Annotated in this window: 12 protein-coding genes; 8 read left to right on the top strand and 4 right to left on the bottom strand. The window is 34.8% G+C overall.

All coding sequences use genetic code 11. The features are described 5' to 3' along the window. Positions 1-104: 104 nt before the first annotated feature. A protein-coding gene (locus ABWU31_RS04325; RefSeq protein ID WP_265029767.1) for an IS630 family transposase occupies positions 105-1,116 on the bottom strand; the annotation gives its coding sequence in 2 pieces (ribosomal slippage) (positions 105-653 and positions 655-1,116; 1,011 coding nt in all). Here ABWU31_RS04325 and ABWU31_RS04320 point away from each other — a divergent pair. Together ABWU31_RS04320 and miaB are read left to right on the top strand one after the other, a co-directional pair. Then, positions 1,110-1,346: a hypothetical protein gene (locus ABWU31_RS04320; RefSeq protein WP_353271108.1), complete on the top strand. Its 237-nt coding sequence runs from the start codon at positions 1,110-1,112 to the stop codon at positions 1,344-1,346. The two genes, ABWU31_RS04325 and ABWU31_RS04320, sit on opposite strands and share 7 nt — an antisense overlap. A gap of 550 nt (positions 1,347-1,896) precedes the next feature. After that, positions 1,897-3,216, top strand: coding sequence for a tRNA (N6-isopentenyl adenosine(37)-C2)-methylthiotransferase MiaB (gene miaB, locus ABWU31_RS04310; RefSeq protein ID WP_006279599.1), 1,320 nt, complete (start codon positions 1,897-1,899; stop codon positions 3,214-3,216). 139 nt (positions 3,217-3,355) lie between these two features. Here the strand turns inward: miaB and ABWU31_RS04305 are convergent, their stop codons facing one another. Beyond that, on the bottom strand, positions 3,356-4,822 hold the full coding sequence (locus ABWU31_RS04305; RefSeq protein WP_265030161.1) for a peptide MFS transporter: 1,467 nt from the start codon (positions 4,820-4,822) through the stop codon (positions 3,356-3,358). Between the two features lie 176 nt (positions 4,823-4,998). Between ABWU31_RS04305 and ABWU31_RS04300 the strand changes: the two genes are divergently transcribed. Further along, the gene (locus ABWU31_RS04300; RefSeq protein ID WP_353271107.1) at positions 4,999-8,367 is read left to right on the top strand and encodes a class I tRNA ligase family protein; all 3,369 of its coding nucleotides are present in this window, start codon (positions 4,999-5,001) and stop codon (positions 8,365-8,367) included. Between the two features lie 54 nt (positions 8,368-8,421). Next, positions 8,422-11,169, top strand: a complete 2,748-nt coding sequence (locus ABWU31_RS04295) for a hypothetical protein (RefSeq protein ID WP_353271106.1) — start codon at positions 8,422-8,424, stop codon at positions 11,167-11,169. On the opposite strand, the gene pheT is transcribed toward ABWU31_RS04295, so the two are convergent. After that, positions 11,160-13,499, bottom strand: a complete 2,340-nt coding sequence (gene pheT / locus ABWU31_RS04290; protein ID WP_353271105.1) for a phenylalanine--tRNA ligase subunit beta — start codon at positions 13,497-13,499, stop codon at positions 11,160-11,162. The genes ABWU31_RS04295 and pheT overlap by 10 nt on opposite strands. 120 nt (positions 13,500-13,619) lie before the next feature. Next, on the bottom strand, positions 13,620-13,907 hold the full coding sequence (locus tag ABWU31_RS04285; RefSeq protein ID WP_077188073.1) for a hypothetical protein: 288 nt from the start codon (positions 13,905-13,907) through the stop codon (positions 13,620-13,622). Positions 13,908-14,136: 229 nt separating this feature from the next. Between ABWU31_RS04285 and ABWU31_RS04280 the strand changes: the two genes are divergently transcribed. From ABWU31_RS04280 to ABWU31_RS04265, 4 genes are read left to right on the top strand one after another with little or no spacing between them, the layout of a single operon-like run. Further along, positions 14,137-14,862, top strand: coding sequence for a F0F1 ATP synthase subunit A (locus ABWU31_RS04280; RefSeq protein ID WP_022626288.1), 726 nt, complete (start codon positions 14,137-14,139; stop codon positions 14,860-14,862). A gap of 58 nt (positions 14,863-14,920) precedes the next feature. Continuing rightward, the gene (locus ABWU31_RS04275; protein ID WP_006014985.1) at positions 14,921-15,148 is read left to right on the top strand and encodes a F0F1 ATP synthase subunit C; all 228 of its coding nucleotides are present in this window, start codon (positions 14,921-14,923) and stop codon (positions 15,146-15,148) included. Positions 15,149-15,151: 3 nt separating this feature from the next. Beyond that, the gene (locus tag ABWU31_RS04270; RefSeq protein ID WP_338482232.1) at positions 15,152-15,631 is read left to right on the top strand and encodes a hypothetical protein; all 480 of its coding nucleotides are present in this window, start codon (positions 15,152-15,154) and stop codon (positions 15,629-15,631) included. A gap of 8 nt (positions 15,632-15,639) precedes the next feature. Continuing rightward, positions 15,640-16,116, top strand: a complete 477-nt coding sequence (locus tag ABWU31_RS04265; RefSeq protein ID WP_077188071.1) for a hypothetical protein — start codon at positions 15,640-15,642, stop codon at positions 16,114-16,116. The last annotated feature ends 9 nt before the right edge of the window (positions 16,117-16,125 follow it).

The following is a 16,125-nucleotide window of genomic DNA, read 5'->3' as shown; positions in this document are numbered from 1 at the left end:
CTGGGATCCAGCTTTCTTTACAAATTCACCAAAAGTGCTTCATTCTATAACGCAAAACCCATACTCACCAAACTCAATGCATTACTTGCAATTAATACCAATTCTCATTGTTGTCCAGTCAAATAGGAAACATTGCAGAGTTGTTTAATTGTGGAGCTGGCAAGAGAAGTAATAAATTTGCACAAAGCACCCTCAAGTAGAGCAATTGTATCGTATATTTTATTGCGCAAAATGTTCTGTTTTATATATAACCAAAGCCTCTCAACAGGATTTAGCTCAGGTGAGTATGGAGGTAGGTATATAATGTCGATATTTTTAGGTACCTTTAAATTTTTTGACCTATGCCAACTAGCACAGTCCATAACGAGAAAAGCCTCTCGTGTTTCTAGATATTGCGAAATTTGCTCAAGAAATATGTTCATGCAATCAGTGTTGACATTTGGTGCAAATAAGCTAGAACTCTCTCCATTTCTAGGATTAACTGCACTATAGAGATAGAAATTTTGCCTACCTAATTTTGTTTTAACCTGTGTTCTAATCCCCTTTTTAAACCACCCATGTCCAACTTTTGAATGTGTGCCAAACCGTGATTCATCAAAGAAAAATAGCTCTTTTTCTGGATACTTGCTAATAGCTCCATTGAGATTTTTTTTTGAATTCCTCTTGTTTGCTTTTATCTTGTCCATTATGAACTGGTCTTGGTGTAATATATGAGAATTTCATCTTTTGCATATGGCGGTGTACTGTAGATTTGCTGATATTTAATCCGAACTTTTCCTGGATTCTTATTCTCATTTCTTTAATGGTGATATTAGGATTTTCTTCTATCCACTCTTCAATTTGCTGTAGTTGAGCCTGATTTAATTTAGTTTTTCTACGACGTTGTGAAGGAGCAAACAGTTTTTCTTCTCTGCCAATTTTCAAGAGTTTTACCCACGAAGTTAGTGCGCTTCTTGAAATGCAATATATTTTTGCTACAGCCGTTATACTGTACTTTTTTGCTGCAATTACAGCATTTAGTTTTTTTGAAACATATGCATTATTCCTTACTTTCTTCAGCATTTCTTTTGCTGATTCTACTACTTTTTCATCCAATAATTTTGATCTTAATGCCATTTAAACCTCGCTATTTTACTTACTTCAGTATGGCTTTTCTTCCATCATTGTCCATCTGTTTGCCCTGTAATGGGAATTGGTATAAGTTTCCTGGATGCCAGTGTCAAGCTACTCGGATGACACCATTCTTTTTCCTGGATCCCAGTGGGCTTTGTTGCATCGCTAGCTATGATGGATTAAAGATAAAAAAGATGGAGAATATCAGTAGCTTATTATTCTGGTATTTATAACAAGAACGGTCAGTGAATACCTAAATTTGAGTAAAAGAAATTTCACTACCACTCATTAATCCGGCTAAAATTCAAGAATTTCAATGCTTTAGCTATTTTCAATAGAATTAAATTTATTAATGTAAATAATAAATTACTATTCTTAAATTTGATCAGATTGATTGCAAAAAAACAAGATTTTCAATAGGTTACTTATAATCCTAACTATAGTTAGCCTTTCATAAGTAGCGATGCAACAAAGCCATCCCAGTGTCAAGCACTGGGATGACAAGAAGAGGGCACTGCCCTCTTGGATGGAAGCCAGTGTTAGCTACTTTCATGACACCCTGACAACCGTCATCCCGCTACTTGTTAGCGGGATCTAGAGATACCGTGATGGTATGACGTAGGGGTTGCCGAGAACTTGTCATCCCAGTGCTTGACACTGGGATCCAGTTTTTCGTATAATTTTGTCAAAATCTATTGTGCTAGCAAGTTCACTAGCGTCACGCGCTGGTCTGTTAGACATTTACGTGTAGGGTGAAGAAATTTTGAAAAAGACATACCAAATATGAAAGGCCTATATATTAAAACTTACGGCTGTCAGATGAACGTTTATGACTCCGTTTTAATGGAAAATGTAATTAAACCTTTGGGGTTCAACGTTGTTAGTGATGCAGGGAAAGCCGATTTAGTGATACTGAATACTTGTCACATTAGAGAGAAGGCAGCAGAAAAACTTTACTCAGAGCTTGGGAAGATTCATTCGTTACGAAAAGAAATGACTATAGTGGTGGCTGGGTGTGTAGCGCAAGCAGAGGGAGAAGAAGTGTTCAGAAGGGCTCCTTTTGTTGATATTGTTGTTGGTCCGCAGAGTATCGCTACCTTACCGGAGCTGATAGTCAAAGCAAGCAGAAGTAAAGGTCATGTAATAAACACTGATTTTCCTGAAGTTGCAAAGTTTGATAAATTGCCAGATGAATGCTATGGCAATAGCCAGGGGTCTTCTGCGTTTCTTGCCATACAAGAGGGTTGTGATAAATTTTGTACGTTTTGTGTAGTGCCCTATACTCGTGGAGCTGAGTATTCACGGCCAGTGAATGAAATATTTCATGAAGCATTGAAATTAGTTGCAAATGGGGCAAATGAGATCAATTTGCTTGGTCAGAACGTCAATGCTTACCATGGGGAGTGCGAAGGGGAAGTGTGGGATTTAGGAAAATTAATTAGTCATATTGCTAAAATTGAAAAGCTAGAGAGGATTCGTTATACAACTTCTCATCCAAGAGATATGCATGAATCTCTCTACTTGGCACATGCGGAAGAGCCAAAGCTCATGCCGTTTGTTCACCTGCCTGTGCAGTCTGGTTCGAATAAAATATTGCACGCGATGAACAGGAAACACACTGCAGAGGAGTATTTGGAAATAATAGACAGATTTCGCAAATTGAAACCTGAAATCGAATTTTCTTCTGATTTTATTGTTGGTTTTCCTGGAGAAACCGAAAAAGATTTTGAAGAAACTATGAAATTAGTAGAAAAAGTTAGATATGCTCAGGCTTATAGTTTTAAATACAGCCCAAGACCAGGCACACCGGGAGCGGAAAGAAAAGATCAAGTACCAGAAGAGGTTAAAACAGAGCGCCTTCTTCGTTTACAGAAATTAATTAGTAAGCAACAACTTGAGTTTAACCAGAGTATGGTAGGTAAAACTATACCTGTTCTGTTTAGCGATAAAAAAGGTAAACACCAAAACCAAATTATTGGTAAAAGCCCATATATGCAATCAGTGTGCATTGATGATTCTGAAGATAAATACAGGGACAAAATAGTAAATGTGAAAGTGTTGGAAGCTCGGCAGAGTAGTTTGCTGGGGTGTGCATTTCACTGATTTTAAGCAGCGTTAAATATAAATCTTAAGCAAAGAGTATTGAAAAAATGCAATCATAATCTTTTTCAAAAGTTACAAAGTTTAATTGCTACCTCTGCTGAACGGGTACCTTAAACCTACAAATTTGAGCTTACCTATATCAATTTTTTGTACAAGATGAGTTAGTAACAACTTTATGTATAAAATTGAAGAAGAATAAAAATACAATAACGAGCATTAAATTAAATATTCCCACCTTTAAAAAACCCTCTTTATATATTTCTAAAGATTCTAAATAATTTATTTTACCGTTTACTGAAGGAACTGACATAAATTTTGATATTGCAACTCCGGCTAGGTTAGAAAATGCTAACGACATCGTTGTTATACCCATTACTACTCCTTTAAAATTTGGGGGAGCTAGTGCAGTTGATTGTTCTAAAACTAAGGGAGCAATGCATAATTCTCCCAGTCCCATAAAGGAGATAGCAATTATTAAATATAAGTATTCTACTTTACCTTCGCTGTTAGAGTTTAAACATCCTATGTACAGTGTGAAAAAACACATAGCCATTGTCAGAAGGCCAAGGGTAAACATGGAAGTTGCATATTTTTGCTTAAACTTCATGTATGTTCCAAAAAGAAAGCCAAGTATTATAATTGATAAAGGATTTATGGCTTGAGAAACTGAAGCTGGAATTGTTATACCCAATACATTGTTAATAACGTTTCTTTCGGTGAATAAGTTAACCAAAGAGCCAAGCTGCATTTCTAAAGCAAAAAAACACAAGAAAAATACCACAAGAATAGATAATGCCACTAATTTTCGTCTTTGTTCTGCTGATAATTTAGATATTATATAAATAAATATGCCTAGAGCTGTTATTCCAACAAATATGAGCATATTAGTAAAAAATTCACTATGTATAAGCATTTTAGCAATTATTGATGATGACAGAAAGCTTCCTATCAATACTATACCAAAGATTTTAATCCCTAATATGCGCTTATTCATAAGCTCTGGATAAGGAGAAAGGCCGCTATCTCCTAAAAGACTCTGAAATTTGAGAAAAAAGATTAGCCCTATAGACATCCCAATGCCAGCTAAACCAAAGCCGTAGTGCCAACCAAATAAGTGGGCTACATAACCACATGAAATAGAAGCCAATATTGCTCCAAGGTTTATACCTACATAAAATAAAGTAAAGCCTCTGCTACGTTCAGGATCGTCTTTGCCATAGCATGAACCAAGTAAGTTAGTTACGTTTCCTTTAAACATACCAGTACCTACGGCTATTAGAGATAAACCTAAATATAATAAACCTGGTTCAAACTCAACCAATGACATGCAGGCATGACCTGCTATCATCACTATCCCTCCAAGCAATACCATGTTGCGGAATCCCATCAACTTATCAGCTAAAAAACCTCCAAGTATTGGTATAGCATAACCTGTTGCAGCAAATAATGAGTAAATAGTAAAGGCCCTCTCATCAGTGAAACCTAAGTGAGAAGTCAAAAATAGGACCAAAAGTGCCCTCATTCCATAGTAAGAGAAACGTTCCCACATTTCAACAAAGCACAACATTTTTAAAAATTGTGGAAACTTATCTGTCTTCTGATCCATAAAATACCCCTAAAGCTTGGGTTAATGTTAAGTAAAACAATAAAAACTGCAAGTAAAACTTAAAAAAAGGTATTGGAAACTCGGCAGAATAGTTTGTTGGGGTGTGAGCTACGGAAATATTTTTGAATTTGTAATTTTTCAGAAAGCCCTATATTCTTTAGTTTTACATAGCGAACATGAAGTCAAAGCATTATCCTGATACAGTAAGTAGTCCTGATTTTTCATCGTTAGAAAAGGAAATCATAAAATTTTGGCAGGAAAACAAAGTTTTTGAGCGGTCAGTTGAAGAACGTTCCAAGGATAATTGTTTTGTCTTTTACGATGGGCCTCCGTTTGCAAATGGACTTCCGCATTATGGACATTTACTCACTGGTTTCATCAAAGACGCATTTGCAAGATATCAAACTATGCTTCAAAAAAGGGTTGAACGTAGATTTGGCTGGGATTGCCATGGATTGCCGGCTGAGATGGGTGCAGAAAAAGAACTTGGAATATCTGGTAGAACTGAGATAGAGAAGTTTGGTATAGATAAATTTAACGATCATTGCCGTACTTCTGTGATGAAATTTTCATCAGAGTGGGAAAAATATGTCAATAGACAAGCAAGATGGGTAGATTTTCACAATGACTATAAGACCATGGATAAATCATTCATGGAGTCGGTCATGTGGGCATTCAAGCAGCTTTATGATAAGGGTCTAGTGTATGAATCAGTGCGCGTTGTTCCATATAGCTGGGCGTGCGAAACTCCATTGTCTAATTTTGAAACAAGACTAGATAACGCGTATAGAGAAAAGACTAGCAAAGCTGTAACTGTTGCATTTGAGCTTTTAGAAAACCCACAGCAGTTTAAAAGTGTTAAACGAAAGTGTAAATTACTTGCTTGGACTACAACTCCCTGGACGTTGCCGAGCAACTTGGCTTTAGCAATAGGAAAAGATATTAAGTATTGTGCAGTGTCAGTCCACCCTTTGATGTCATTCCAGCGCGTGACGCTGGAATCTATTTCTGGATCCCAGTGTCGAAGCACTGGGATGACAGGGGAGGGGGCTATTGGGATGACAGGGGATAATGCAAAAGATCTAGTTAACGATGAAGTTTACATCTTCGCTGAAAGTTATTTAGGGAAATTTTTCAGCCACTGTGAACAAAGCAATATTCCATATGAAAACTGCAATATAAAATTTAAAGCAGATGATCTTGTAGATCTTTCCTATAAGCCGCTGTTTGATTACTTTAAAGATACAAAGAATGCATTCCGTGTTTTTGTTGCTGATTATGTTACAGGAGAAGATGGTACTGGCGTTGTACACACTGCTCCTGGATTTGGTGAGGAAGATTTTTACCTTTGCCAAAGTCATGATATTCCAGTTATTTGTCCAATTGATAACAGTGGAAAATTTACTGCTGAAATTTCAGATTTGGCAGGGGTTCATGTTTTTGATACCAATGATACAGTAATAAAAAAATTAAAAGAGCAAGGGAATTGGTTTAAAACTGAACAATATATTCACAATTATCCACACTGCTGGAGAACTGACACTCCTTTGATCTATCGCACTATGCCTTCTTGGTATGTTGCTGTTACAAAATTCAAAAGCAGAATGGTAGAGCTAAATAAGAGAGTTAATTGGATACCAAACCACATTAGAGATGGTCAATTTGGAAAATGGCTTGAAGGGGCACACGACTGGTCAATTTCACGCAATCGATTCTGGGGTACGCCAATCCCTGTATGGAAATCAGATGATGCGAGATATCCAAGAGTAGATGTATATGGTTCAATAGAAGAACTGGAGAGAGATTTTAATGTTAAAATAGACGACTTGCACAGACCATTTATCGATACTTTAACAAGACCAAATCCTGATGATCCAACAGGAAAATCAGTTATGCGCCGTGTACCTGACGTGTTTGACTGCTGGTTTGAATCTGGCTCGATGCCATTTGCGCAAATCCACTATCCGTTTGAAAATAAGGAGTGGTTTGAATCTGCGGATTTTATCACTGAATACATAGCGCAAACCAGGGGGTGGTTTTATACGCTCTTTGTATTGTCCACTGCTTTGTTTGATAGGGAACCATTTAAGAACTGCATATGCCACGGTGTTGTTTTGGATGTAAAAGGGCAAAAGTTGTCCAAACGTTTGAATAACTATGCAGATCCAATGGAGGTTTTTGATAGATATGGTTCTGATGCACTGCGTTTTCTTATGCTTTCTGGATCTATTGTTTGTGGTGGTAATTTGCTGCTTGATAAAGAGGGAAACTCAATACGAGATGTTCTGAAAAACGTAATAAAACCTATTTGGAACAGTTATCACTTTTTTACTATGTATGCAAATGCAGATGGAATTAAAGCTGAAGTTTGTAAGGATTATCAAAGTACTATTGATCACTACATGATTTCCAAATGTTTTGAAGCTATAGAAAGTATCCAAGCTTCTATGAATAGCTATAACTCCCAAGAGGCTTGCAAAATTTTAATGAACTTTTTTGAAGTGCTAAATAATTGGTATATTCGTCGCAGTCGCGAGCGTTTTTGGAAAAGTGATTTGGATCAGGATAAAACTGATGCTTATAATGTTCTATATACGGTTTTTTATTACATACTAAGAGCTGCAGCTCCTTTGTTGCCACTTATAACAGAGAATATATGGCAAGGGCTTAAGTATGAAGAAACATCTGTTCATTTGGCTAATTTTCCACAATTAGAGAAGTTTGATAGTCAGCTCATTGCCAAGATGGATCTAGTGAGAGAGGTGTGCAACTCTGCACTTTCGATCAGAAACACTTTTAATATACGTATCAGACAGCCGCTTGGCAGTATGATCATTTATCATCAGTCTTCCTGTAGTTTTCCTGAAGGTGAACCGCTTTCTGTCATCCCAGAGTTCTCTCCTGTTATCCAAGTAGCTGACACTGGGATCCAGTGTGCTGCAGATTCAAATGAGTACCAGGAGATGATAAAAGATGAGGTAAATGTAAAAAAGCTAGAGTTAGTAAACAGGCTCGAAGGTATTGCATCACTAGAGTTAAAATTAAATTTTCCTGTGCTTGGAAGAAGAGTTCCAGATAAAATTAAGAAACTAGTTCAATATGTCAAAGAGGGGAAATGGTGGCAAGTTGAAAATGAGCAAATATTCCTCGGAGATGAAACAGAGAACTATACTATAAAAAAAGGCGAATATGAACTATTGTTAAAAGCAAACAGTGGATTTTCCTCCGTGTTTGATAATAACAGAGGAATTGTGATTCTGAACACCACTTTAAATGATGAATTAATTCTAGAGGGGCTTGCAAGAGATGTCGTGAGACTTATTCAGGAAACTAGGAAACAAGCTGATTTTCATATATCTGATCGAATTAAGGTGATCATAAAAACAAAAGATGAGAAAATTAGGAAAGCGACAAGTAAATGGAGTGAATACATAAAAGAGCAGACTCTTTCCTTATCTTTAGAAATTAATACAGAAATTGGAACTAACTTTTATTCTAAGGAATATCAGGATTTAAGTGTTGGTATTAAGTTAGATTGTCAGTAGTTGAAAATCGTCAGTGTTTGTGCTATACTTAAGGTAATTGGATAAGGTTATGGTATGAATGCTGTTGTAGATTGTAAGAAAGTTGTTGACTTAAATAACAATAGTGATGATTTAGGTAAAGTAGAATCTATTTCCAATGTTACTTTGGAAGAGGAAGAGTCTTTTGATGCTATGGAAGCTGTTTCTAATGTAGAAGAAGGGAATGATTTAGGTCTTGCTACTTCAGAAGAGGAAGAAGAATTTTTTGATGCTGTGGAAGAACAAGAGCCGTTAGCTAATTTTAACGTTCCACTCAGTATATTTCATTATAAAGATTATAACTCTGATTTTTTTACTTCTTGGTATAATATATCAAGTAGAATATTTAAAGAGGTAAATCGAGCTTGCCCGGGGAAGAAAGTATTAAATTTAGCTCTATCAGTTTTAATGTTTCCTTATATAGTTTTCACTGCGTTAGGATTAGCCGTATATAATAAATTAAAAACAAATGATAAGACACAAATCAGTTCAGAGGAGAATAAAACAAAAAAAAGTGAAGTAAGTGAAAGTACAGCAAAAAGACTGGCATATGGTGTTCTTGCTGCAATAGTGATTCTTGTTAATATAGCTATGCTTGCAGCATTACTTATTCCTGCAACAATTGCTTTGGCTACTTTTTATCTTTTAAATAGAGATTTATCTCACTCTTTAGTTACTGCTCTTAAAATAAGTATGGGGCGGTATTCTAATAAGCATCAAAATATTGAGGTGTCTTTTCATGAAAAGGAAGTTACTGGACCAAATATTGCGTGGGATATGGAAATAGAATTTCCACCGCAATTTAAACGATTGCTTAGAGATTTGTATGAAAATGAAAATAACAAGTGGTTTGATGTGACGCGGGATTCAGAGCATAGCATCGTACTGAAATTGTCAACTAACATCAATTTAAAAAATGGTCTTAAGCCCTTACGCAATGAAATCAAGGATGTGCTTGCAACTTCTATTCAAGAATTTGCGAAGACTATGGAAGAACTGATAAAGCTAGAAAAGAAAGAGATTACATATGATAAATTGAAGGAATTGTTGGACGAATTCAGGTTAAAAGTGGTAAGTAGCATAGATTTTAAGTTGACAACTCACTTAATATACAACGCCTATCAAGTTGCCTTTATACAAGCAGTTAGGTTTCAGCTGGATAGACGGAAAGAAGGTTTTTCACTGGAAGATGAGATAAAAAATTCTTTAATGAGACAGGAATTAGAGAGTCAAGGTAAGGAATTACCAGGTGAGAAAGAAGTGATAATAAGAGATCTGAAAAAAGCAGGAGCAAAAGTACCGGATGTTTTAGATGATAGTGAGCTTCCTATATTTAAAGCAGAATGGAAGCGGCTTAAAGAAGAAGGGAAGATAGCTAAGAGAACAATTATTGATGTTTATAAATATATACATAGTAGAGAAACAGAGACAGCTCTAGGTAATGCTAAAGAAGAGATTAATCTTTTAAAAAAAGAAGGACAAAAAAGATATATTAGGATACATGAAAAATTGAAAGAAATATATGGAGATGTAAAAAAGAATAATTTAGCAGGTGATGTTTTAAGAAGAAGGTTAGAAGGTCTTTTTAAGTTCGAGTATGATGATCAAGAAGTTGAGCAAAGGCTAGTAAAATCAGTAATGAAAAAAGCCAAGGGTGAGTTAGGCCTATTAGGCATGCTCAGCTTAATAGACCAGTTTCGGGATTTAGAAAAGGAGATAAAAGGTTCTTTGAGTGAGAATTTAAAAGAACCTTCAGATAAAGTAAATGCTTTTGTAGCAAAGATATATTTAGAAATAACGAAATGCAAAAAACAAAATGTACTCAAAGGCCAAGCAAAGGGTATAGAGGATTCATGTAAGCTGTTAGAGGAAAAGGAGCCGGATTTAGTACAGAGGATTAATGCGCACCGAGCGGAAATTGCAGAATGCTTAGAGCAACCTATATCGTTAAGGAAAGTAATAGAAGAAAATGAGGATTTAAACAAATATTTAGAAGGTGAGCGAAATAGGAAAGGAGAACAGCATCCAAGTACAAAATTAATAGAGAAGCATTTGAAAAATAACCAAGAAATTCTCAAAGCATTAAAACAGTTAGAATTAGAAGAAAAAGGATTGTTGATAAATGAAGAAACAAAAAATGATTATATAGAAGAACTAGAATCTCGCGAAAAAATAAAGTTTGCAATAATAGAGGATGATTTACTGAAGGAGTTCGAGCGTGAAACTTTTAACGAAGAAGCAGTTAAGAAGTTGTTAGAGGAAGCGGAACTTGAATACTATTTGGCAGAAAAATGCATAAAAAGTCCTGTGATAAAAACAAAAAATAATATCAAGCACTTTTATCAAGGTTTATTGTCTCCTTTGATAGATAATTTGACAAAAGATATAATAAATAATATACCAGGAAATAGTGAAGGTTGTATACAGAAAGTTAAGAACTGGAGTAAAGTTATGTTTGGTGCAATAAAGATTGGAGCATCAAATGTTTATAAAGAGACTACAGAGAGAAAAGCGTTAAATGTGGCACATAATACTTATAAAGAAGGAGAGACATTTCTTCAATGTTTTCAGTCAAATTATGAAGGTATTGGAGCCTTTTTAGGTAATTTATTTTCTGATGATGGGGTAACATTTAAAAATGATGTGTGGCCTAAAATAGAAGAGCATTTGCATGGAATGTGGGATAGATTTTTCAAGGATATTGAATTCAATATTGGAAATAAATTGGATGAAGTAAGTGTGACACAGCAACGGCAGGAAACTATGATTGTGACTCAACAATAAGTTCTCAAAGTTCCTTCGGTATTTTCACATACTAAATTAACTATAGCACTTGATTCTTTTTGGATCTCTTTTTCAGTTAAAGTGTGAGTTGGAGAGCAGAAAGTAACTGACAATGCTATAGACATCTTATTCGATTCTATATTATTTCCATGGTATACGTCAAATACTAAAACTTCTGTGATGAGCTCTGAGCTTTTTTTTACCACATTGATTATGTTACCTACTTTCACATCCTTATTTACAATAAATGCAAAATCACGTTTTACACTTTGGTATTTATAATCGATAAATTTCTTTCTACTTACAGGTAAATTTTCAATATTTTCTAATATCACCTCAAAACCTACAACTTTTTGCTTGATATCAAAAAGATCTAATATATTAGGATGCAACTCTCCAAAATAACCTGCTACTTTATTCTTAAAAGAGAGAGTGCCTGACTTTCCTGGGTGATAATGTTCTTTTTCTGCTCTCTCTATCGTTAAATTATCACAATTGACGTTAAAAAACTCCAAAGCTGCTATGCAATCAGCCTTTGCGTCAAAAACATCTACTTTTCTATCAGTATTATAATGGTTTCGCGGTAAATTATTTCCTGTTCTTATCCCACTTAAAACATGTTTAGACCGAGCTTCACCATCGTAAATCGGCCCAATTTCGAAGATTGCAAGATCAGATATTCCATGGGCAATATTATCAGCAGTAACTTGCAATAAATTTGGCATAATACTTGGTCTCATTATATTAAAGCTATTGTTAAACGGATTATCGATGATAAATAACTTATTCGAGTAACCAAATTTTTCAGCTGTTGATTCACTCATAAACGACCAGGTTAGCACTTCATGAAACCCTCTGTTTGTCATCAAAATACGCAAATTGTCGTATGTACTATCTACTTCTTCAACATTATTTGGTAGTGGTTCTTCTTTTATTTTGTCATAGCCGTATATCCTTGTTACTTCTTCGATTAGGTCAGCAGGTATTGTCACGTCCGGTCTCCAGCTTGGTACTTGTACATTCCAATTGCCTTCGGTTTTTTTATCAATACTAAACCCTAGTTTCGTTAAGATATCAAGCACCTCATCAGGCGATACAGACACACTTCCAAACTTGTTCACATCCTGATAATCAAAGCTCACCTTGGTGTCAGCACTATCTAAACTGCCAGCAGACACTACGCTTGAGGTTTCTCCACCACATAAGTCCAGAATCATTTTAGCTGCAAGGTTGAGTCCATCAAAAGTAAATCCAGGATCAACTGAACGTGCAAATCTGTAACTAGCGTCTGTGGAGATGCCGAGCTGCCTTGAAGATTTAGTAATAGAGATGGGATCGAACCAAGCAGACTCTAAAAAGATATCAGTAGTTTCAAGAGTACATTCACTGCACTTACCACCTATAATTCCAGCAATTCCATGAATATTTTTATCACCTGCAATAACGCTTATGTCTTTGTTTAATAAGTATTCTTTACCGTTCAAACCAGCAAATTTTTCTCCGTCGTTTGCTTTGCGTACTGTGAGCTCTCCTTCTATTTTTTTTGCATCATACGCGTGCATTGGGCGGCTGAAAGATATCATAATATAGTTCGTGATATCAACTATTGCAGAAATGGAGCGCATTCCTATCGATTCCAGCCTATCTTTTAACCATTTTGGGCTTTCTTGATTTTTTACATTGGCGATGTATATTCCACTAATAAAACTTTCCCCGTCAGTAACTTCAACATCGATTGGTGAATTTATGGAGCTGGTAAGTTGTGGAATGCTTAAAGTCTTTAATGTCCCAATTCCAGTTGCAGCAAGGTCGCGAGCTATTCCATAAATGCCTAAGCAATCTCCACGGTTTGGAGTAACATTTATATCAATTACAGGGTCACAATTGAAAAATTTATCCCCTACTTTATAATCATCGGAAAGCTCGATTATTCCTTCACTTTCCTCTTGAACCAGCGCAAGTTCAGAAGCAGAGCAGAGCATCCCTTCACTTAGCATTCCTCGTATTTTTGTGGACTTAATTGTGAGATCACTTTCTGGCAACGTGCTACCAAGAGATGCAAGTACAGTTTTCATACCTTCTCTAACATTGTTTGCTCCACAGACTATTTGTAGAATTTTACTTCCATCATTTACTTTACATAATTTTAATTTATCAGCATTTGGATGAGGTACGACTTCTAATACCTCTGCAACAATAAACCCAGTCAATCTGGAATTATCGATCACATCTTCTACTTCTAACCCTATGTGAGTTAATTTATCGGTAATTTCTTCTAAACTAGCATTGGTTTCTAAGTGTTCTAATAACCAAGATAATGTGAATTTCATGGACCTAAAAAGAAGTGAAAAAGTTATTGTAATGTAAAATGTAGTGATTTTAAAGCTTATTGTAGTGGAATGAAAAGTGACTTCTGTATCACAAGCAATGATGCAGAAGTTTTTGTAACTTTATATCTTCTTGTAAAGAGAATTTATCTTCTTTATATCACCTTTTAAATCTATCTCCGTAAAGGATTTAAGATTCATATTGTGGGTATCTGCATGGAAGCTATGAATGTAGCCATCTATAGTTAAGTCTCCTATCATATTATGGCTTTCATCTAGTATTTCGCTTCCTATTTGATAATGGCCAGTATATTCGTTAAAGGAACCATCTGTCAATTTGATGTATCCGTTACCAAATTCCTGCTCTAAATTTAAAGGATGATTAGCGTTAATAAAATCTATTTCGTTCATTATATACCTCACTAAAAATTAAATTATAATTAAAATAAGATGTTAAGTTAAATAATTTAATAAGATTAGTAAATTTTAAAATACAGAGCTGACTGTAATTAACACTCTAATTACATATTTTGTTAATGTATCAATGTTATAATAACACAGAGCCTTATCTTAACCCTTGACTTTGTCCTATAAAATTCATACTTTATTTACTGTTATAGTTCAAGTACATAGGGTCAAAATGGCGTTAAATCCGCTAGAGCAATTTAAAGTATATACAATAATAGAGTTACCTAGGTTATTTGGGTATGACGTAAGCTTTACCAATTCATCTTTTTTCACGATGATTTCGGTGATATTGATGATACTCTTTTTGCTTTTTGGAATAAAGAAGGGGTCAGTAATACCAGGATATTTGCAAGCTGCAGTTGAGTATGTATATGATTTTGTTATTTCAATAATAGAAAATAACACTGGAAGCAAAGGCTTGCAGCACATTCCATTGATATTCACAGTATTTATTTTCATTTTATCGTGTAATTTAGTTGGTGTTCTTCCTTATAGTTTCACGGTCACAAGTCATGTGATAGTCACCTTCGCTTTATCGATGGTGGTTTTTATTTATATAACGATTGTTGGATTTAAAGAAAGGGGAGTAGAATTTTTACGCATATTGCTACCAAAAGGAACTCCTTCGTGGCTTGCACCTATAATAATTATTATTAAGTTGTTTGCTTATTTAGTAAGGCCGGTTAGCCTATCAATAAGGCTTGCAGCAAATATGATTGCTGGTCATACAATCATCAAAGTGATAGCAGGGTTTATTGTAAATATGAACATATTTTTCACTCCTGCGCCGTTTTTGTTCATAATTGCATTGATAGGATTTGAAGTATTTGTTGCAATTTTACAAGCTTATATATTTACTATATTAACATGTGTATATTTGTCAGATGCAGTAAAGTAATTGACTTCCTTGTAGAATATTTTACAATTATATTATAAAGAAAAATTAAAGGTAATATATGGATTTAGTAGCTTTAAAGTTTATAGCAATTGGTTTAGCTGTGTTTGGAATGCTCGGTGCTGGTTTAGGTATAGCTAATATCTTTTCTGCTATGTTAAATGGGATTGCGAGAAACCCTGAATCAGAAGGTAAAATGAAAAGTTATGTTTATATTGGTGCTGCCATGGTTGAAATCATGGGATTGCTTGCGTTTGTACTTGCAATGTTATTAATATTTGCTGCTTAACAGATGCCACAGCTTGATGTTTCAACCTTCTTTTCTCAAGTTTTTTGGTTTTTAATTTTTTTCTCTTCACTTTTTTTCGTGGTAAGTTGTTTATTTTTACCAAAGTTAGATAAAATAATAAGCACTAGAAGTAAAGAAGTATTGGGTTCTTTTAATAGTTCTGTTCATCTTTTAAGACTCACGGAAGAGCAGATTGCCAAGTATAATGCCGCTTTAAACCAAGCTAGAATACAGGCAAAAAAAATCATAGATGATGCACTTGCTCAGGTAGAAGAAATGAGAGCTAATGTTAAGAATATATTAGAAGAGGAAGACAAAAAAAAGAGCAAGCTTATTGAAAAAAAAGTGGCAGAATTTAAATCTGAATATACTGATCAGTTAAAACAAATGGCTACTAGTATTGCTTTAATTTATTATACTAAATTGACTAATTCTGAAATTGAAGAGGAATTTATTGCTGAGTTGGTGTCCAAAGAATTTTAGGGGTTTTTATGTCTACATCACTGATTATCGGTCTTGCCTTCTTGGTAAGTTTTGTCCTTTCGTATAAATTGCTAAAGAAAGTGATAAAAAATGCGCTTAACAATAAGCGTAACAAAAGCAAATTTTCAAGTGAAGAAACTGAAAAATTCAGGAAAGATATGTTGGAGTATTACAAAAAATCTTCTAAAAAATACAAAGAATTAGATGCAGAAGTTAATAAAATGATGAATGAAGCACTTGATAAAGCTAATAGTATCATTAAGCACAATAGACAGCAGCTAGATCAGACATTAGATGACAATGCCCATTCTAACTTGAAGAAAGTCACTGACCAAGTTGAAAAAGCTCTTGGGGATTTACAGACTAACACAGTGAATATAGCTGCTGATGCTGTAAAAAAAATAATGCATGAACGTAAAGATGATAAGCGTAGTAGCGAGGTCATATCTTCATTTTCACGTGACTTAAATAAAAAATTGCATTAGGTTCAATGC

This window comes from Wolbachia endosymbiont (group A) of Alloplasta piceator (assembly GCF_964028505.1).
Classification (GTDB): Bacteria; Pseudomonadota; Alphaproteobacteria; order Rickettsiales; family Anaplasmataceae; genus Wolbachia; species Wolbachia pipientis.
Note: the sequence above shows the minus strand (reverse complement) of the source record. Positions and strands in the feature narration are given on the sequence as shown.

Coding starts and splice junctions, on each gene's coding strand:
- ABWU31_RS04320 (WP_353271108.1), top strand. CDS start 1,110: ATGCCATTTAAACCTCGCTATTTTACTTACTTCAGTATGGCTTTTCTT.
- pheT (WP_353271105.1), bottom strand. CDS start 13,499: ATGAAATTCACATTATCTTGGTTATTAGAACACTTAGAAACCAATGCT.
- ABWU31_RS04285 (WP_077188073.1), bottom strand. CDS start 13,907: ATGAACGAAATAGATTTTATTAACGCTAATCATCCTTTAAATTTAGAG.
- ABWU31_RS04265 (WP_077188071.1), top strand. CDS start 15,640: ATGTCTACATCACTGATTATCGGTCTTGCCTTCTTGGTAAGTTTTGTC.
- ABWU31_RS04280 (WP_022626288.1), top strand. CDS start 14,137: ATGGCGTTAAATCCGCTAGAGCAATTTAAAGTATATACAATAATAGAG.
- ABWU31_RS04300 (WP_353271107.1), top strand. CDS start 4,999: ATGAAGTCAAAGCATTATCCTGATACAGTAAGTAGTCCTGATTTTTCA.
- ABWU31_RS04305 (WP_265030161.1), bottom strand. CDS start 4,822: ATGGATCAGAAGACAGATAAGTTTCCACAATTTTTAAAAATGTTGTGC.
- ABWU31_RS04275 (WP_006014985.1), top strand. CDS start 14,921: ATGGATTTAGTAGCTTTAAAGTTTATAGCAATTGGTTTAGCTGTGTTT.
- miaB (WP_006279599.1), top strand. CDS start 1,897: ATGAAAGGCCTATATATTAAAACTTACGGCTGTCAGATGAACGTTTAT.
- ABWU31_RS04295 (WP_353271106.1), top strand. CDS start 8,422: ATGAATGCTGTTGTAGATTGTAAGAAAGTTGTTGACTTAAATAACAAT.
- ABWU31_RS04270 (WP_338482232.1), top strand. CDS start 15,152: ATGCCACAGCTTGATGTTTCAACCTTCTTTTCTCAAGTTTTTTGGTTT.